Below are 15,884 nucleotides of genomic sequence, written 5' to 3'. Positions count from 1 at the left end.
GGGACTCAGGCCCCTGGGCCTGGGCGGACGCCTGCACCAGCAGATCGCCGCAGGCGTTGCTGCACAAATTGGCGAACACAAAGCTCTCGGTACTGAAGGCTTCCAGGGCCCCAAGCTGGGCTGGAGCCCGTTCGCTGGAGCGTGGGGCCAGGTGCCGGCGCTTCAGTTCGAGCTTCCAGACCCGATGGCCCCCCTGCAGGTCGCGGCTGACGACTCCAAGACCCGAGCCATCGCCGAGGGCCACGGTCTGGGGGATGGAGGGCCATACGGGAGTCAGGGGCCTCCAGGCCCCCCCGGCTGTGCGAAGTCGCACCTGCTCGCCTCCGGGCACGGGCACCACGGCCAGAAGATCGGGGCGGGGATCCCAGAACCAGCGCTGGGGGGGAAGGGACAGCCCCCGCTGGTCGCGCCCCTCCAGCCGCAACTGCAGGGGTTCTTCAATGCGGGTCCCGACGGCGGGCAGCAGCAGCAGCGGATTGCCCTCCCCCTGGATGCTGAAGGGCAGGGGCGGTTGCAGCTGGCTGCTCGTGGCCACGCTGGGAGCCCGCATCGGCCGACTGAAGCGCAGGCTCAGAGCCGCCGGTCCGGAGCTGGCGCTGGCCTGGCGCAGCTCCAGCAGGCGTGGGGGCCGGTGCCAGAGCACTTGCTGCTGCAGCAGAGCCACGGCCACAGCGACGATCAGCATCACTCTCAGGCGCTTCTGCCGGCGCCACCAGTGCAGTGGAGACACCCTCATGGCTCCAGCGGTTGGCGGGGCCTGGGGATCGGCTCCACCCGCCGGGCTTCCACCACGCTGCGTTGGCGGCCTCCCACCGATTCACTCACCATCACCCCCTCCAGGAGCAGCCACTGGTCAGCCCGGGGGCTGGGCTGACCGGCGGGCCAGCGCACCGGCAGCCCCACCGGCACGGCATCCACCAGGCAACAGCGCACCAGCAGGCGGGCCAGGTGCGGCTCCTCGCCGGGCATGGGCAGAACGAAACCGCTGATGCGCACCGGATCTCCCGCGTAGAGCCGGGGATCAGGTTCGGCGCGCAGCAAGCGCACCCAGTCGGTGAGGCTGCGCTGTGCGGGAGGGAGCACGAAGCTCAGGCCCGGCTCCTCCAGCAGGTTGGCCTGGCGGTTGGCGGCCAGATCGGCAAAGGAGGGTCTGGGGGGCAGGGCCAGCACCGCCAGTGCCGCGCCGATGCTGAGCAGGGAGGTCCAGCGGCCGCTGGCGCGGCTGCCGTCGCGCCAGCGACCGCTGATCTCCACCGCGGCCAGCAGCAGCAGCAGGATCCCGCTGCCCCACACCAGCGGATGGAACACAGCCCGCAACAGCAGATCAAGCCGTCCGCTCAGGGCGCTCTGCAACAGTGCAACGCCCCAAAGAGCCAGCGCCAGGGCCTTGAGCCGGCCAGGGCTCAGAGCAGAACCAGGTTGACCCATTGACCGATCAGCAACACCACCAGGGACGCCGCCCCGGCCGTGAGCAGAATGGCGCGGGGCCGCAACAGGATGCCGAACAGCCCCACGAGCTTGAGGTCCATCACCGGCCCCAGCAGCAGGAAGGCCAGCACCGCCCCGGGGGTGACCTGGGCGGCAAAACCCAGGGCCAGAAAGGCATCCACGCTGGAGCACACCGAGACCACCAGGCTGAGCAGCATCAGGCTCAGGATCGAGAGGGTGGGGGTGCCTCCCACCGCGATCAACCACTGGCGCGGCACCACGGTCTGCACCAGGGCGGCGATCGCGCAACCCATCACCAGCAGCAGGGCCAGCTCCAGAAACTCGCTGCCACCGTGGGAGAGCACCTGTCCCAGGGGGGGACGGCGGCTGGATCCACCCAGGGCGGGGACGGCGGCGCTGGCCGGGGCTCCGATCAGGCCACTGCGCCGCTCCAGCAGCGTCACCTCCCCCAGGGGCTGACTCAGCCGTCGCTCCTCCAGCAGAGCCGGCTGCAACAGCTGGCTGTCGGGCAGGAGCCGCAGCAGCGTGGCCAGGGCGACCGCGATCAGGAGGGCCCCCAGGGGCCGTGCCGCCAGCAGCCAGGGCTGATCGGGGAAGGCGGCCCAGGTGCTGGCCAGCACGATCGGATTGAGCACCGGTGCCGCGAAGAGAAACCCCAGGGCGGTGGCGATCGGTGCCCCCTTCACCAGCAGGTGCCGGGCCATGGGCACGTTGCCGCATTCGCAGGCGGGCAGAGCAAAGCCCAGGGCCGCACCGCTCAGGGGGCCCAGCAGCGGGTGGGCGGGCAGGGCTCGCACCCACTGCCCCCCGGGGCTGATCCAGCGAGCCAGGGTGGAGAGGGCCACCCCGATCAGCAGAAAGGGCATCGCCTCCACCAGCAACGCCTGGAACAGGGCCCAGGTGGTGGCCAACCGCTCCACGCCCATCACGGCCGGCCCTGGGCGAACCACTCGGGGGTGGCCTCGTAACAGGCGGCGTTGCGCTCGTTCTCGCGCGCCTCCACCTTCCAGCAGCTGCTGCGGCCCTTGTCGCGAGCGCGCAGGAGCTCGTTGGCCCAGCCCCAGACCAGCTCAGCGCTGCTCTCCATCCCCACGTTGGCCATCACGCGCAGGTCGAGGGCTCCCTGATCGTGCAATGAGCGCCACTGCTCCAGCAGCGGGTCATCGGCATTCACCAGGAAGGTGTGATCAAATTGCCCGGCCAGTCGGGCCTCCAGCTCTTTGAGGCCCGAGAAATCCACCACGAAGCCGTTGACATCGAGCTCTCTGGCCCGAAACCAGCAGGTGAAGCTGCGGCTGTAGCCGTGCACGAAGCGGCAGTGGCCCCGGTGCCTCCACTGGCGGTGGCAGCAGGGGTAACCGCTGAACTGTTTCGAGCAGGTGAACAGGGCCATCTCCGGGATGGGAGAGGATCGCAGCAGCCGGACTCCCCTCCTTGGAGGCATCATTTCAGCCCCCCCGCCCGATCGGGGCCGACCCCGCCCCCTGGTTGGATCAGCTGCGCTTCGATGGGGCCGGCCTGATTCCCGCCATCGCCCAGGACTGGCTCGATGGGGCGGTGCTGATGCTGGCCTGGATGAACCAGGAGTCGATCAAACGGACCCTGGCCACGGGTGAAGTGCACTACTGGAGCCGCTCCAGGGCCGAGCTGTGGCACAAGGGCGCCACCAGTGGCCATCTGCAGCGGCTGAAGGGCCTCCGCTACGACTGCGACAGCGACGTGCTTCTGCTGACCGTGGAGCAGGTGGGGGATGTGGCCTGCCACACGGGTAGGCGCAGCTGCTTCTTCACAGCCGCCGGCAGCGAGGCGATCAACGCTTCGGCTCCCGGCGTCCCCCCGGCCGATGCCTGCACCGAGCTGGCGAGGCAGATCAAGGATCGCCGCGATCATCCCGTGGAGGGCAGCTACACCAACCGCCTGCTGGAGGGAGGTGACAACCGCATCCTCAAGAAGATCGGTGAGGAGAGTGCCGAGTTCGTGATGGCCTGCAAGGACGACGAGGCCGATGGCATCGCCGGGGAGGCGGCCGATCTGATCTTTCACCTCCAGGTGGCCCTGGCCCAGCACGGGGTCGAGTGGCGCCGGGTGCTGGAGGTGCTGGCCGCCCGCCGTGGCGCTCCTCGCCGGAGTTGAGGAGTTGAGGCCGCGAATAGGGTCGGAGAACTTGAGCCAGGCCCCTTGTCTCCTTCGCCCCAGGACAGCTCCGCCAACTGTGGAGGCCGCCCGCCGCTTGTGGCCACCGGCGTCGCCCCCCTGGGGATCATCTCGATCGGGATCGTTCCCATGGGTGTGGTGGCCATTGGCGTGGTGCCGATGGGGGTGATCAGCCTCGGGGCCGTCTCGATGGGTCTGGTGTCGGCGGCGGTGGTGAACATGGGGGTGCTCACCGCAGGGGTCACCACGATGGGCGTGTGGTGGGCCGGCCTCGAGGGCCATGGACTGGTGCGGCTGAACCCACCGGCGACCCCGCCTGTGTCCTTGCCGGTGGATCCCGCCAGGACACCTGCTCAGCACCACCACCAGAACACGCCCTAGGGCGGCAGTCCGAAGCGACTGGGCTGCTGATACAGCCAGCGCACAGTGGCCCGATCGCGAGCACTGAGGCTGAGCACCGGCTGGGCGCCGGGCACAGCCGCCATGGCATCCGCTGGTTCATCGCTGTGGCCCCAGAGCCCGATGGCGTGGCCAAGCTCGTGCAGCGCGGTGGCCTGAAGGGCCTCCAGGCGCTGATCGGGGCTCAGCAGTACCTCCACACGGGGCTCCAGGTGCCAGGCACCCTGGCGCTGGACCTCCAGCAGCTCAAGCAGGGCCCGGCCATGGCTGGCCCGGCGGCGCCCGTTGGCATCCAGGAGCGGAGGTCGGCGCCGTTGGATCAGGATCTGGGCCCGGGCGGGATCACTCACCATCACCAGGGTGAGTTCTGAGGCCCAGCTGGTCAGGGCACCGTTGACCGCCTGCTGCCAGCGTTGCTCGAAGCGAGAGCCGGGTCCGGTCTCCCCCAGGGGCTGCACCCAGACGCACCAGCGATCGAGCCGGGGCCAGCCCAGGGGTGTGGTCTCCAAGACGTGTCGGTAGTCGTGGCTGCCGCTTGGCCCGGCTGGTGTTGGCCTTTGAGCTGTAGCCGTGCCATCGACTGCTGAGGGAGAGGGTCTGGCGGCACGGCTGGCGCTGGCAACGGGACAACTCTGCTCGCCTTCAGAATCTGCCCCTGCTGGGGGTGCTTCTGCAACCGGAGCCACCAGGATCAGCGCGATCAGCACAAGGGCGTGCAGACCTGGACGGAGCCGTGAAAGGAGGAAGCCTGACACCCAGTGCCCTCAGCCCGGCAGACCCACGCCACGGGCGATCAGCGTGGCCAGCAGGGGGATGGTGGCGAAGCCCACCAGCTCGATGTTGAGAATCCAGCCCAAACGGTTGGCCAGGCCCTGGCTCACCTTGGGCAACTCCCCCTTCCGCAATGGCAGGGCCCAGAGGATGTAGGTGACCGTGGGGTAGAGCGAGAGGGCTCCCACGCTGAGATACACCCCCACCTTCCACCAGAACAGAGGATTCTCGGTGTAGAAGCTGCTGCCCTGGCCGTAGTGCAGCACCCGCAGGATGCCGCTGAGCAGCACCAGCAAAGCGGCGATCCCGTAGACGATGTCGGTGATGACCATCGTGATGGCCACCGAGCGATCGGGATCAGGCCGGATCAGGCGGCGCTCCAGCACCAGGGCCCCGAAGCAGACCATGAAGCTGAGGTAATGGACATAGGCCACGGCTGCACTGGGCAGAACGCCGGTGGGCAGCACCAGGGCAGCGGGCAGATGAACCAGGGCTGTCATGGCCAAAGCCTTGCTCGGTCGGGGGCATGACGGTAGCGAGCCAGAGGCAGCGCCGAGCCGCCAGCCGAGCTGATCATGTCGCAGGCATGTGCTGGAACCACATTCGAAATTCATTCCGAATACCGAAGCAAGTTGGAAGTTGGAAGCCTTTCTGGTGGTTTTGAGAGAAATGAATTTCTGCTCTAGATTCAACGAAGCTTCGAGGTAATACATGGCCAGCTCGTTGAGTGCCTTTCTCGGAGAGATTGGACGTCATCAACTGCTCACCCCGACCCAGGAGCTCACCCTCGGGCGAAAGGTGCAGGCGATGGTCGCGCTCAATGAGCGTTGTGCCCAGGCCGGTGGCAACGGAGAAGCCTGCGACTACAACGATGTGGAGCGTCGCACCATCCGCACGGGTGAGCGGGCCAAGGATCAGATGATCACGGCGAATCTGCGCCTGGTGGTGAACCTGGCCAAGCGCTATCAGGGAAAGGGTCTGGATCTGCTCGACCTGATCCAGGAAGGAACCCTTGGCCTGGTGCGGGCTGTCGAGAAGTACGACCCCACCCGCGGCCACCGTTTCAGCACTTATGCCTACTGGTGGATCCGCCAGGGGCTGAACCGTGCCCTCTCCACCCAGAGCCGCACGATCCGCATCCCGGTGAATGTGAACGAAAAGCTCACCAAATTGCGCGCCGCCAAAGCAAGGCTGCTGCAGGCCAATGGCCTCACGGCCTCGCCGCAGGAGCTGGCCGCCAACATGCACCTTCCACTCGCGGAGGTGGAAGACCTGCTGTCCTGTGAACTGCGCAGTGTCACGGTCAGCCTGCAGGGGGTGGTCAAATCCAAGTCGGATCCCACCGAGCTGGTGGATGTGCTGGCCAGCGATGAAATGCCCCCCATGGAGCGGGCTGAGCTGGCTGAGCGCAGCGCGTCGGTGTGGAGATTGCTGGACGTCTCGAATCTCACCCCCCGTGAGCGCACGGTGGTGATGCTGCGCTTCGGGCTCGATGGCGGCCATGAATGGCGCACCCTCGCCGAGGTGGCTCGACAGCTGGGCTGCAGCCGCGAGTATTGCCGTCAGGTGGTGCAGCGGGCCTTGCGCAAACTGCGCAAGGCCGGCGTCCAGAGCGGCCTCGTGGAAGCGGGCTAGGGCCGGATCACCGTCCGAAATCGGACTGAAACCGTCCTTGTCTGCTCAGGCTCAGCTGACGATGATGACGGTGTCCGTTGCTCCTAGAGCGAGCTATGGCTCCAATCGATTCCGGCTTTTCCGATTTCTCCGATGGGTCCTCCTCCAGAGGAGACTCAGATGTGGGGGATCAGACCACCGTTGAAGCGGAAGTGCTGGAGAGCACGGTGGTCGATGAGGGGATTTTGCAGCGGCTGTTGCGCAGGGCAGGCCGTGCCATCGCCCTGCCGGCTCTGGAATGCCTGGAACTGCTGCTGGATGGCAGTACCCCTAGCCAGGTGCGGTTGACGATGCTTGCGGCACTCACCTACCTGCTGCTGCCATTCGATCTCATCCCTGATTTCATTCCAGCTGCCGGCTTCAGCGATGATCTGGTGGCGCTCACGGCATTGCTAGGCCTAACGGGGCGCCACCTGACCCCAGACATCCGCTCCAGGGCCCGGCGCAAGCTGGATCGCTGGTTCCCCCCCGGCCGTTGATGCCAGACCACAGCAGCCCTCCAGCCAGCACGGCACCTGCCGGGCATGCATTCCTGAGCGGCGAACAGCTGGAAGATCTCCAGACCTTCCTCAAAGACTGGCTGCGCCACCAGGGACGCACGCAAGCCGACCTGCGACGGGCCCTGCGCGCTGAATCGATCCGGATGCCGGTGTTGCTCGATACCCTCCAGCAACTCCATGCGCAGGGGGGGCTGAGCGCCCTGGCGGCCCGGCTCTGTGGCATCGAGGAGCTCTGGCAGCGGGACGAGGGGGAACCAGGCCATCCGAATGAGGCGGGAGAGATTTCCCAGAGTCAGTTGGATCTCCTGCTTGAGGAGATCCGACAGGACCAACGGATTTAGCCCCAGGAAGGCAGAGTGGCAGCAGCCACGACGCTCTCCATGGCACCCATTTCCCCCAAGACCCTGACGAGCCCAGGGCAGATTCCACCGTCTGCCGCGCCACTGTTGATGGCGGTTCTTGCTCTGCTCGCTCTGGCCCCCTCAGTCCTGCGGGCCCAGAGCCTGCGCTACAACCTCGGCCCTGGCAGCAACGTGGGCGTACCCACTCAGGTGGAGCCCACCGATTGCGTCACCGACCCCAAGGATGGGTCCGTCACGTGCAACACCAAGCTCAGGAACCCGCCTGGTGACACCCCAGCTCGACCCAAATTCGAGCCCTTCAATAATTGATGGCCAGATTCTCCGGCCTGTTCGACGACGAGGCGTTCCTGGCGCTTGTCGACCGTTTCGAGCGTCAACTGGCCAAGGCGCTCTCGATCCTCCTCTGCGTGGTGCTGGTCGCCTCCACCTCACAGCTGATTTTTCGGGTGTGGCAGGAGTTCTTCAACCCCAACACCGGCTGGCTGGGTAACGATCTGATCAAAATCCTCGGTGATGTCCTCACCGTTCTGATCGCCTTGGAGGTGCTGCAGAACGTCACCGCCTACCTGCGCCACCATGTGGTTCAGATTGAGCTGGTGCTGCTCACCGCCCTCACCGCCGTGGCCCGGAAGGTGATCGTGCTTCAGCCCGGTGCGGAGGACAAACCTCTGCTGCTGGTTGGACTGGGAATCACGGTGGTGAGCTTGTCGGCGGGCTACTGGCTGGTGCGCTCCTCCACCCTGATGGAGAAGGCGTCCAGAAGAGGGCGAGCCAAAGTGTTCCGGGAGCCGGATCAGTAGCCACCACCCGGTGACGTCGACGGGGCGCGATCAGCAGGCTGTCGCCTGCGGCCAGGTCCCGCGCTTCCGCTTCATCCTCGAAGCGCAACCTGGCGCTTCCGCGAAGCACCAGCACCCATTCGGTCTCCGGCTGGTCGTACCACCGGCCCATGGCGGTGCTGTGGGCACAGGAGTGAATCCGCTCCAGGCGCAGGACAGGGCTCTCCAGCAGCACATCCAGCCTTTCCTCCCCTGCCGCAGGACAGGGGCTGTCCAGCAGGTTGCCCGGTCCAGCACTCCTCCTTGCTCCAGGGACTGGTTCTCCCCAGCGCCTGCCGATCTCATAGCCCTGTGCCCTGGCCAGGGCTACCACCTCGTGGTGGCTGGAGCAGGCCGCGAGGACCTCCCGCAGCTCGGGACGCGTTTCGCTCTGGGCCACGAAGGCGTTGAGCTGGCGCACCTTCTCGAGAAAAGCCTGCAGCTGCTCCTCGGCCATGGCAGGGCGCTCAGTCGAGCGTCAGATCCTTGACCATACGGAAGCGGCGAAAGGGCACCGAGGCGATCGTGAGCTCCTCGATCCAGTCGACGCACCAGCCCTCCCGCTCGAACAAGGGGCGGGAGAGGAAGCTGGCTTCGGTGCAAAGCCGCCGGCTGCCGTAGCCCCGAGCGAGTGATTCGAGAGCCTGCAGCAGGGCTGTGCCCCGGCCCTGGCGGCTGGCCCGTCCGCGGCAGTAGAGCAGAGAGATGCGATCGGCTGGCTCCAGCACCGCGAAGGCCTCGATCACCGCGCCAGCGTCGGAGCAGCTGGCCAGACCCACTCCCTGCTCGAGGATCGTCTCGAGGGGGGAGCTCTCGAGCACCACATCCGCCCAGGCCTTCACTTGCTCTGGTGTGTAGAGCACTGGGGCCTGGCTGAGCACAGCGTCGCGGTACACCTCGCGCACCTCTTCGAGATCCTGGGGGGTGAGGGGTCGCAGGCTGTGCATGGATCGCCCCTGGCTGGCTGCTGGGAGGGTATCGGGGCGGCTCAACGATTTAAGACAACTTTGCTGTGGCCGTTGGGAATGGCCGAGTGCCGCGAGGCCTGCTGCATAGCGTGGACGCAGGTTCAGCGTTTGGCCGTGTCCACACGGCGAACGTCAGGGATCGCCATGGCCGACTCACGAGCGCTCAGCATCGGTGAACTGGAAGCGGGATTTTCGGCCTATTGCCAGGCCCTGCGCCGGCTTGTGGCCGACGGACGCAGCCTCGAGCGCATCGAGCGCACCCTCTGCTGGCACAACCTCAGTGCCTTGCACAGCTCGCTGCCCCAGCGTTACCGCTCACCTGAGGATCTGTACCGCCGCTACCTGCGGGCCCTTGCGGCTGAGAAACCGTCAGACTGACGCTCCTGGCGTGAAGGGAGCCCGGATGTCCTCGATGCAAGCCTCATCCCCCGGCCCCCAGGCCTGGCGCCGGTGGCTGGGATTTCTGGCGTTGCTGGGCCTGCTGCTGCTGATCTGGTGGCCCCGGCCGGTGTGGGGTGAATCTCCAGCGGCTTCCGGCGAAAGCCTGTTCGCGAACCACTGTGCCGGTTGCCACATCAACGGCGGAAACATCTTGCGCCGCGGCAAGACCCTCAAGCTCAAGGCCTTGGAGCGCAATGGCATCACAGGCCCCGGGGCCATCGCCGCCATTGCCTCAGCCGGCCTGGGTCAGATGTCGGGGTATGGGGAGGTGCTGGGGCCAGGGGGGCCAGAGGCGGTGGGCGGCTGGGGGGGGCAGCAGGCGCTGGGGGACTGGGCTGCAGAGGCGAAAACCGTGTGATGGAGGGGGGGACTGCGGGAGCGTCACCTGTCCGTTCACCTCCGCCGCCCGCCAGATCTCGCGCTGGGTGAATGAAATGGCCGTGACCAAGCCCATGGGCTCGTTGACCGCCTGGCCTCATGTGGATGTGCCTTCATCGCCATCCCTGATCGCCCCACATCTGAGTTCCCCGCAGGGCTTCAGAAGGCCTGAATCCAGGGGTAGACCTCCACACTGGTCCAGATCCCCTGCCGCCAGTAGACATCTCCTTTGACCAGGGCCTCCACCTGCTCCTGGCTCTCGGCTTCATAGAGACCGAACACCCTGGTGTTGCAGGCGGTGGGCCCGAGGGTGAGCAGTACTCCTCCCTCCTTCTGCCGCCGCAACCCGGCCAGATGCTCGTCCCGGAAGGGCCCGCGCCGCTCGAGCACGTCGGGGCTGTAGGTGCCCCAGAGGATGAATTTGGCCATCGGTTGCCCCTGTGGGAATGCTTCAGGTGAGGAAGGTTAAGGGTGGGCTGGACGGTTGATCTGCCGACCGGCGTGACCCACGACTGGCAGCGACGAGCAGCTCTCCTGAGCGCTCAGCCCTTGACGCCCCGGCCCAGGAGCAGGTCACGGGCGCCATTGACCAGTTGCATGGTGTCGTGTTGGCCGCCGCGGTCGGGGTGGTGCTCGGCGGCAGCCAGCTTCCAGGCGCGGGTCACATCTGGGGCCGTGATGCGGCCGCAGCGGGGAAGGTGCAGCCGCTGGCGAGCCACGATGGCGTCGAGGTCGGGGTGCTTGCCGAGGGGCCCCCAGTCGGCCTTGCTCAGGGCTGGGTTGCGTTTCCTGCCGCCCTTGGCCTGGGTTTTGGCGCGGCCGCCGCTGGTTCGTGTGGCCTTGTTGGTCCCGAACCCTTTGCTCGGCTCCCGCTCAGCTGGCCTCGTGCGAGCCAGGGGTGAGACAGGCTGGCGCAGGGTCTGGGGCATCTTCGTCACCAATCTTGAGTCAAGCCTGATGCATCACGGACCACTGACCGAGTGGCCGGGGCGAACAATCCTGGACCAGGTGTTCATCCGCAGACAGTGACTACAGAATAGCAACTGCTTGTCAAGCTACAGAAATACTCCGTTACGTTGCCTCAAGTCCTGGGTTCGCCCATGGCCGCCGTCACACTTCGGTTCAACAGCCTGCGGCCTTGAGGCACCGGGGCCCAGACAGTCCAGAGAACTTCCTGCTTCCCATGACCCTCCACCAAGGCCAGATGGTCCGGCTCACCAGCAGCCCTGACCACACCTATCAGGTGCTCAGCATCGACGCCGATTCCAGCACCTGCTGGGTGCGCCGCTGGCCCCTCTCACGCCATGGCTCACCAGCCTTCGCGCTGGCACTCGATCAGCTCCAGCAGCTCGACACGGCCAGCGCCTGAGCGATCCATCCGTGCCTGACCTCCAATTCAAGGAGACCCCGTTGTGATTCCCATCCGTTATCTGATCTGTTCCCGCCTCCTCGGCGGCACCACCCGCCTGCTCCTGCTGGGAGCGCTCACGGCCACCCTCGGCGAACTTTTCGTGCACATCGCCCTCTGATTGCCGCGCTGCTTAAGTGCAGGCAGCCCTGAACCAGGACATGAACCTGGCCGAAGCGCCTCTCGATCAGCCGCTCGAGCTGCTCAGCCTCCCCAGTCGTCCCAGCCTCGAGAGTCGCCTGCGCGCCATGGGGGTAAAGCCGGGCTGCCACCTGGTGGTGATGCGCCGGGGGCGACCCGGGGGCATCCTGCACCTGCGCATGGGCCTGCTGGATTTCATGCTGCGCCGAGCGGACGCCGCCCAGATGGAGGCGCTGCCGCTCAGCCAAAACCGAGTCGAAGCCCTCCCTGATACGTGAGGAAGGCCATCACCCAGGCCAGGCTGAACGACCACACCAGCGACAGCGCCACGAAGCGTCCGCTGCGACTTTCCCTCAGCTGCACCGCCACTGTTGAGAGGCAGGGTGTGTACAGCAGGGTGAACATCATGAAACTCAGGGCCTGCAGCGGCCGGATCGCACCCACCACCGCGCTGGCCAGCGCACTCTCGCGGGTGGCATAGATCACCGCCATGGCCCCCAGCAGGATTTCCTTGGCGATGAAGCCGAAGATCAGCGAGATGGTCAGCTCCGGGTTCATGCCGATCGGCCCCAGCAGCGGCTGCACCAGCCGGCCGATCTGGCCCGCCAGTGACTGGCCGGAGAGGTGATCCACCCCCGGGGGGAGGTTGTTGAGCAGCCAGATGGCGATCACCCCCAGAATGATGAAGCGGCGGGTGGTGAAGAAGAACGTCACCATCTCGCGCCAGGCCCGGCTGAACACCGTGCCCAGGCTGGGAGCTCGGTAAGGGGGCAATTCCAGTACGAACCCCCCCTGGCTGGGGAACACCCGTTTGAACAGCAGGGCGGTGAGCACCGCTGCCGCGAAACTGACCACATAGAAGCCGAAGATCACCGCCCCAGCTGCCCACCAGGGCCTGGGAAAGAAGGCGCCGGCCATGAAGACAAACACCGTGAGCCTGGCCTGGCAGAGCGAGAATGGGATCATCAGCATTGCCAGCCAGCGCTGGGGCCTCTCGCGGATCACCCGGGTACCCATGATCGCCGGCACGTTGCAACCGAAGCCCATGATCTGCAGCACAAAGCTGCGGCCATCGAGGCCCAGCCAGTGCATCACCCCATCCATCAGAAAGGCCGATCGGGCCAGATAACCCGAGTCTTCGATCAGGGCGATCATCATGTAAAAGAGAAAGATGATCGGCATGAAGCTGATCACCGTGGTAGCCCCCATCCACAGCCCTTCGCTGAGCAGCCGGCTGAAAAAATCCGGCAGGGCCAGGCTCTGCAGGGCCGGTTGCAACAGCTTGACCTCCACCGCGTCGAACAGGGTTCCCAGCCAAGACTGGATCGGTCCGCCCACGGCATAGATCAGCTGGAACACCGCCAGCATCACCACCAAGAAACTGAGGAGCCCCAGCAGTGGGTGCAACAGCAGCCGATCAAGGCGGTCGCGCTGGGGATCCGGATTGGGTTGGTCGTGGCCCTCGATGCAGCTCGCCACCAGCCGGGCCTGGTGCGCCTCCAGCTCCGCTTCAGGCACCAGCCGGGTGAGCGCGGGCTGCAGCTGGTCAAAGCCGTGGATGCGCTCCAGCAGCGTGTCGAGTCCCTCGCCCCGGCGGGCACTGATCACCAGCACCGGCAGCCCAAGATCGGCAGCCAGGCGCTGGTGGTCGATCCGCACCCCGTATCGCTGGGCTTCATCGCCCATGTTCAGCGCCAGGATCAGGGGCAGTCCGGTGGCCTGCAGCTCCAGGGCCAGTCTCAGCTGGGTGTTGGCATGGCTGGCATTGAGCACCACCACCGCCAGATCCGGGCGGGTGGCGCTGAGGAAGCGGCGCACGACAGCTTCATCCTCACTGCTGCCGCGCAGGTCATGGATGCCGGGCAGATCGATCAGGTCGTAAGGGCGGCCGGCGGCATCGGCGGGCAGGGAACCCCGCAGCAGTTCCACCGTGAGCCCAGGCCAGTTGGCCACATGGGCGTGGCCGCCGGTGAGCTTGTTGTACAGCGTCGACTTGCCGGTGTTGGGCAGCCCCAGCAGGGCCACCTGCACTGCGGAGGCCGTGGTCATGGCTGGGGTTCAGACCCCGCCGCCGCCACCCGGCGGAACACCAGCAGACGGTTATTGGCAGGCATCGGCAGATCGTCGATGGCCCGCAATCCGCAGCCAGCGGCCAGGGCGGTGAGCGCCTGGGCGTCGCGCACCCCCATGGCGGGATCGAGGCTGCGCAGGTGCTGATCGAAGGCGGCGTTGCTTGGGCTGGTGTGACGGCCGCCATCGTGGAAGGGGCCGTAGAGCAGCAACAGCCCTGACCTCCGCAGCACCTGGGCGCTGCCCTCGAGCAACTTCGGCACGGCGCTCCAGGGCATGATGTGGACCGTGTTGGCGCTGAACACCGCGTCAAAGGGGCCCGCGGGCCAGTGCGGCTGGAGCACGTCGAGTTCCACGGGTTCGAGCAGCCAGCCCAGTTGGCCGTTGGCCTGACCCTCCAGCTGGCAGCGGCGGTGCAGATCGCTCAGGTTGACGGCCCGGTCGCTGGGCTGCCATACCACCGGCAGATGGCGGCAGACATGAACGGCGTGCTGGCCTGTGCCGGAGCCCACTTCCAGCACCCGGTGGCCTTCCTCCAACCACTGGCGCAGGACCTCGAGGATCGCTTCCTTGTTGCGTTCGCAGGCCTCCGAATGGGGCAGGGAAACGTTCGAATCCTCAGGTGCCATGGCCGTCCTCAGGCATCGAGGGCCCGGCGAAGGTCGGCGATGAATCGGGCGGCGGCGGGGGCTGGATCCAAGCCCTGCTGATGGGCCGCCGCCATCACCTTCACCAGGGCGCTGCCCACGATCGCTCCATCGGCACCCCAGTCGCGCACCTGACGGGCCTGTTCGGGACCCGAAATGCCGAAGCCCACCGCCACCGGTCTAGGCCCCAGGCCCTTGAGTTGTTGCACCAGATCGCCCACCCGGCTCTCCAGGTTCGTGCGTACACCGGTGACCCCCGTGACGCTCACCAGGTAGGTGAATCCACGGCTTGCCTCAGCAATTCTCGCCATCCGCTCGACGGGAGTGGTGGGGGCCACCAGCAGCACCAGATCGAGGCCGTGGCTGGTGGCGATGGGCGAGAGACGCTCTGCCTCCTCCAGGGGCAAGTCGGGTACCACAAGACCTGCGGCACCGGCGGCGGCGGCCTCGCGGCAGAACGTCTCGAGCCCGCGGTTGAGCAGCGGGTTGGTGTACGTGAAAAGCACCACGGGCAGCGTCAGCTCACCCTTCAGGCTGGCGAGCATCTCCAGCACAGCAGTGGGGGTGGTGCCGGCGGCGAGGGCCCGGCTGGCGGCGGCCTGAATCACCGGCCCGTCCGCCAGGGGATCGCTGTAAGGGATACCGAGCTCGATCAGATCGCTTCCCTCGGCCTCCAGGGCCAGCAGGGTGGCTCGGGTGGTGGAGAGGTCGGGATCGCCCGCCATCAGGAACGGCATGAGGGCGCAGCGCCCCTGATGCTTGAGCTCAGCGAAGCTTCGCTGGATCGGGGTGCTGGCGAGGGTGGCGGGAGCGGCGCTCATCGGGGCCGTTGGGCGAAGGCAGGCATGCTCCGAGCCTATGGGGTCAGGCTGCGGCGTCGTCCTGCCACTGGCCGATCTCCCGCAACAGCTTCTCCTGCTCTGCAGGGCTGAGGGCATCGAATTCCTTCTGCAGCTCTTCGGTGGTGAGGGCATCGAAGGCGGCGCGGTAGCGGCGGCGCTGCTCCATGAAACTCATCTTTCCGGTGACCACCCGCAGCAGGTAGGTGCCCGTCCAGCCCATCACCAGGAGAATCAGCAGCGCTTCGGCGGCGATCCCGGCCGAAAAGCCCTCGAAACCCGCCGCCTTGAAGCCCGCATAGCCGAGGCCTCCGGCCAGGAACACCCCCAGCCCGATCAGCAGTGCCTGGCCCCGGTTCATTCCCCCTGACCCGCCATGCGCAGATTCAGGAAGGGGGCGAACAGGATCAGGCCCGGGAAGAACAGAAACACCAGGCCGTAGACCGCCGTGCGCTCGATCTTGCCCATCACGGTCCAGCGCTTGTGCATCCAGGCATAGAGGGCCAGGGGCACAACCACGAGGTAGGCGCCAGCAAGCACCAGATAGGCGCCCAGCACCAGCAGAGTTTCAGAGGAGATCGACCCCAGATCCATCGTTATGGAGCTGAGCAACCCAGGGAGCGGCACAACCGTGGAGGCAAGGTGACGCAAATCTAGGATCCCTGGGTCGGGGGCATGGCGGAATTGGTAGACGCAGCGGACTTAAAATCCGCAGGCCGCAAGGCTGTGGGGGTTCAAGTCCCCCTGCCCCCATCGCCTCAGCGGCTTCTGGGTGTGCTGGTCGGTGGGCTGGCGGCTGTGGGGCTGATCAGCCCAGCCGGCAGCCAGGCGCCCGGGGCGGCGAGCTCCTCTGACCAGCGGTTGG

General features: G+C 66.7%; 25 protein-coding genes, 1 tRNA gene and 1 pseudogene. 12 read left to right on the top strand and 15 right to left on the bottom strand.

Annotated features, from left to right (window positions below; translation table 11 throughout):
• The 4 genes and pseudogenes from KBY78_RS09165 to KBY78_RS09150 all read right to left on the bottom strand — a co-directional run.
• Positions 1-736 (bottom strand): annotated as a pseudogene (locus KBY78_RS09165) (hypothetical protein); the annotation flags it as partial.
• The gene (locus KBY78_RS09160) at positions 733-1,428 is read right to left on the bottom strand and encodes a TIGR03943 family putative permease subunit (RefSeq protein ID WP_255143323.1); all 696 of its coding nucleotides are present in this window, start codon (positions 1,426-1,428) and stop codon (positions 733-735) included. The gene KBY78_RS09160 and the pseudogene KBY78_RS09165, both read right to left, overlap by 4 nt.
• Positions 1,404-2,375 (bottom strand): permease, encoded by a 972-nt coding sequence (locus KBY78_RS09155; protein WP_255143325.1) that lies wholly within the window; start codon positions 2,373-2,375, stop codon positions 1,404-1,406. The genes KBY78_RS09160 and KBY78_RS09155 overlap by 25 nt, the downstream gene beginning before the upstream one ends.
• Positions 2,375-2,842 (bottom strand): 6-carboxytetrahydropterin synthase, encoded by a 468-nt coding sequence (locus tag KBY78_RS09150; protein ID WP_255143322.1) that lies wholly within the window; start codon positions 2,840-2,842, stop codon positions 2,375-2,377. Before KBY78_RS09150 ends, KBY78_RS09155 begins: the two co-directional genes overlap by 1 nt.
• A 71-nt stretch (positions 2,843-2,913) precedes the next feature.
• Between KBY78_RS09150 and hisIE the strand changes: the two genes are divergently transcribed.
• Both hisIE and KBY78_RS09140 read left to right on the top strand, forming a co-directional pair.
• Positions 2,914-3,582, top strand: a complete 669-nt coding sequence (gene hisIE / locus KBY78_RS09145) for a bifunctional phosphoribosyl-AMP cyclohydrolase/phosphoribosyl-ATP diphosphatase HisIE (protein ID WP_255143324.1) — start codon at positions 2,914-2,916, stop codon at positions 3,580-3,582.
• Between the two features lie 45 nt (positions 3,583-3,627).
• Positions 3,628-3,984, top strand: coding sequence for a hypothetical protein (locus KBY78_RS09140; RefSeq protein ID WP_399215615.1), 357 nt, complete (start codon positions 3,628-3,630; stop codon positions 3,982-3,984).
• On the opposite strand, the gene KBY78_RS09135 is transcribed toward KBY78_RS09140, so the two are convergent.
• Together KBY78_RS09135 and KBY78_RS09130 are read right to left on the bottom strand one after the other, a co-directional pair.
• Positions 3,981-4,511 (bottom strand): matrixin family metalloprotease, encoded by a 531-nt coding sequence (locus KBY78_RS09135; protein ID WP_255143321.1) that lies wholly within the window; start codon positions 4,509-4,511, stop codon positions 3,981-3,983. The two genes, KBY78_RS09140 and KBY78_RS09135, sit on opposite strands and share 4 nt — an antisense overlap.
• A gap of 255 nt (positions 4,512-4,766) precedes the next feature.
• The gene (locus KBY78_RS09130; RefSeq protein WP_255143320.1) at positions 4,767-5,273 is read right to left on the bottom strand and encodes a DUF2214 family protein; all 507 of its coding nucleotides are present in this window, start codon (positions 5,271-5,273) and stop codon (positions 4,767-4,769) included.
• A gap of 211 nt (positions 5,274-5,484) precedes the next feature.
• On the opposite strand from KBY78_RS09130, the gene KBY78_RS09125 reads away from it, so the two are divergent.
• The 5 genes from KBY78_RS09125 (at position 5,485) to KBY78_RS09105 (ending at position 8,109) form a co-directional block, all read left to right on the top strand.
• Positions 5,485-6,408, top strand: a complete 924-nt coding sequence (locus KBY78_RS09125; protein WP_255143319.1) for an RNA polymerase sigma factor RpoD/SigA — start codon at positions 5,485-5,487, stop codon at positions 6,406-6,408.
• Positions 6,409-6,503: 95 nt separating this feature from the next.
• Positions 6,504-6,926: a YkvA family protein gene (locus KBY78_RS09120; RefSeq protein ID WP_255143318.1), complete on the top strand. Its 423-nt coding sequence runs from the start codon at positions 6,504-6,506 to the stop codon at positions 6,924-6,926.
• Complete coding sequence (locus tag KBY78_RS09115) at positions 6,926-7,288, top strand: hypothetical protein (protein WP_255143317.1); 363 nt, start codon at positions 6,926-6,928, stop codon at positions 7,286-7,288. The genes KBY78_RS09120 and KBY78_RS09115 overlap by 1 nt, the downstream gene beginning before the upstream one ends.
• 108 nt (positions 7,289-7,396) lie before the next feature.
• Complete coding sequence (locus KBY78_RS09110) at positions 7,397-7,618, top strand: hypothetical protein (protein ID WP_006171124.1); 222 nt, start codon at positions 7,397-7,399, stop codon at positions 7,616-7,618.
• Positions 7,618-8,109, top strand: a complete 492-nt coding sequence (locus KBY78_RS09105) for a phosphate-starvation-inducible PsiE family protein (RefSeq protein WP_255143316.1) — start codon at positions 7,618-7,620, stop codon at positions 8,107-8,109. The genes KBY78_RS09110 and KBY78_RS09105 overlap by 1 nt, the downstream gene beginning before the upstream one ends.
• Here KBY78_RS09105 and KBY78_RS09100 read toward each other — a convergent pair.
• Both KBY78_RS09100 and KBY78_RS09095 read right to left on the bottom strand, forming a co-directional pair.
• Positions 8,000-8,584 carry a Nif11 domain/cupin domain-containing protein gene (locus KBY78_RS09100; RefSeq protein ID WP_255143315.1) on the bottom strand — a complete coding sequence of 195 codons (585 nt, stop codon included), beginning with the start codon at positions 8,582-8,584 and terminating at the stop codon, positions 8,000-8,002. The two genes, KBY78_RS09105 and KBY78_RS09100, sit on opposite strands and share 110 nt — an antisense overlap.
• Positions 8,585-8,594: 10 nt before the next feature.
• A complete protein-coding gene (locus KBY78_RS09095) occupies positions 8,595-9,074 on the bottom strand; it encodes a GNAT family N-acetyltransferase (protein ID WP_255143314.1) in 480 nt (159 codons plus the stop codon).
• A gap of 165 nt (positions 9,075-9,239) precedes the next feature.
• On the opposite strand from KBY78_RS09095, the gene KBY78_RS09090 reads away from it, so the two are divergent.
• Positions 9,240-9,473, top strand: a complete 234-nt coding sequence (locus KBY78_RS09090) for a DUF3136 domain-containing protein (protein ID WP_006171130.1) — start codon at positions 9,240-9,242, stop codon at positions 9,471-9,473.
• A gap of 25 nt (positions 9,474-9,498) precedes the next feature.
• A complete protein-coding gene (locus KBY78_RS09085) occupies positions 9,499-9,894 on the top strand; it encodes a c-type cytochrome (RefSeq protein ID WP_255143313.1) in 396 nt (131 codons plus the stop codon).
• Between the two features lie 179 nt (positions 9,895-10,073).
• Here KBY78_RS09085 and KBY78_RS09080 read toward each other — a convergent pair whose 3' ends face one another.
• Together KBY78_RS09080 and KBY78_RS09075 are read right to left on the bottom strand one after the other, a co-directional pair.
• Positions 10,074-10,343 (bottom strand): YciI family protein, encoded by a 270-nt coding sequence (locus KBY78_RS09080; protein ID WP_255143312.1) that lies wholly within the window; start codon positions 10,341-10,343, stop codon positions 10,074-10,076.
• Between the two features lie 113 nt (positions 10,344-10,456).
• A complete protein-coding gene (locus KBY78_RS09075; RefSeq protein ID WP_255143311.1) occupies positions 10,457-10,852 on the bottom strand; it encodes a molecular chaperone DnaJ in 396 nt (131 codons plus the stop codon).
• A gap of 245 nt (positions 10,853-11,097) precedes the next feature.
• On the opposite strand from KBY78_RS09075, the gene KBY78_RS09070 reads away from it, so the two are divergent.
• Positions 11,098-11,283 (top strand): hypothetical protein, encoded by a 186-nt coding sequence (locus KBY78_RS09070; RefSeq protein ID WP_006171137.1) that lies wholly within the window; start codon positions 11,098-11,100, stop codon positions 11,281-11,283.
• Between the two features lie 176 nt (positions 11,284-11,459).
• A complete protein-coding gene (locus KBY78_RS09065) occupies positions 11,460-11,741 on the top strand; it encodes a FeoA family protein (RefSeq protein WP_006171139.1) in 282 nt (93 codons plus the stop codon).
• Here the strand turns inward: KBY78_RS09065 and feoB are convergent.
• The 5 genes from feoB to KBY78_RS09040 are packed head-to-tail and all read right to left on the bottom strand — an operon-like array spanning position 11,704 to position 15,613.
• Positions 11,704-13,512 carry a ferrous iron transport protein B gene (gene feoB / locus KBY78_RS09060; RefSeq protein WP_255143310.1) on the bottom strand — a complete coding sequence of 603 codons (1,809 nt, stop codon included), beginning with the start codon at positions 13,510-13,512 and terminating at the stop codon, positions 11,704-11,706. The two genes, KBY78_RS09065 and feoB, sit on opposite strands and share 38 nt — an antisense overlap.
• Entirely contained in the window at positions 13,509-14,162 is a 654-nt protein-coding gene (locus tag KBY78_RS09055) for a DUF938 domain-containing protein (RefSeq protein WP_255143309.1), read from the bottom strand. The genes feoB and KBY78_RS09055 overlap by 4 nt, the downstream gene beginning before the upstream one ends.
• An 8-nt stretch (positions 14,163-14,170) precedes the next feature.
• Positions 14,171-15,001, bottom strand: coding sequence for a tryptophan synthase subunit alpha (gene trpA / locus KBY78_RS09050; protein WP_255143308.1), 831 nt, complete (start codon positions 14,999-15,001; stop codon positions 14,171-14,173).
• A gap of 43 nt (positions 15,002-15,044) precedes the next feature.
• On the bottom strand, positions 15,045-15,380 hold the full coding sequence (locus tag KBY78_RS09045; RefSeq protein WP_255143307.1) for a DUF3007 family protein: 336 nt from the start codon (positions 15,378-15,380) through the stop codon (positions 15,045-15,047).
• Entirely contained in the window at positions 15,377-15,613 is a 237-nt protein-coding gene (locus tag KBY78_RS09040) for an NAD(P)H-quinone oxidoreductase subunit L (RefSeq protein ID WP_006171145.1), read from the bottom strand. Before KBY78_RS09040 ends, KBY78_RS09045 begins: the two co-directional genes overlap by 4 nt.
• A 75-nt stretch (positions 15,614-15,688) precedes the next feature.
• On the opposite strand from KBY78_RS09040, the gene KBY78_RS09035 reads away from it, so the two are divergent.
• A tRNA-Leu gene (locus KBY78_RS09035) sits at positions 15,689-15,772 on the top strand.
• Positions 15,773-15,884: the final 112 nt, after the last annotated feature.

The organism is Synechococcus sp. EJ6-Ellesmere (assembly GCF_024345875.1).
In the GTDB taxonomy this organism is placed as follows: Bacteria; Cyanobacteriota; Cyanobacteriia; order PCC-6307; family Cyanobiaceae; genus Regnicoccus_A; species Regnicoccus_A antarcticus.
The sequence above is the reverse complement of the archived record's forward strand: the minus strand, read 5'-3'. Positions and strand labels throughout refer to the sequence as shown.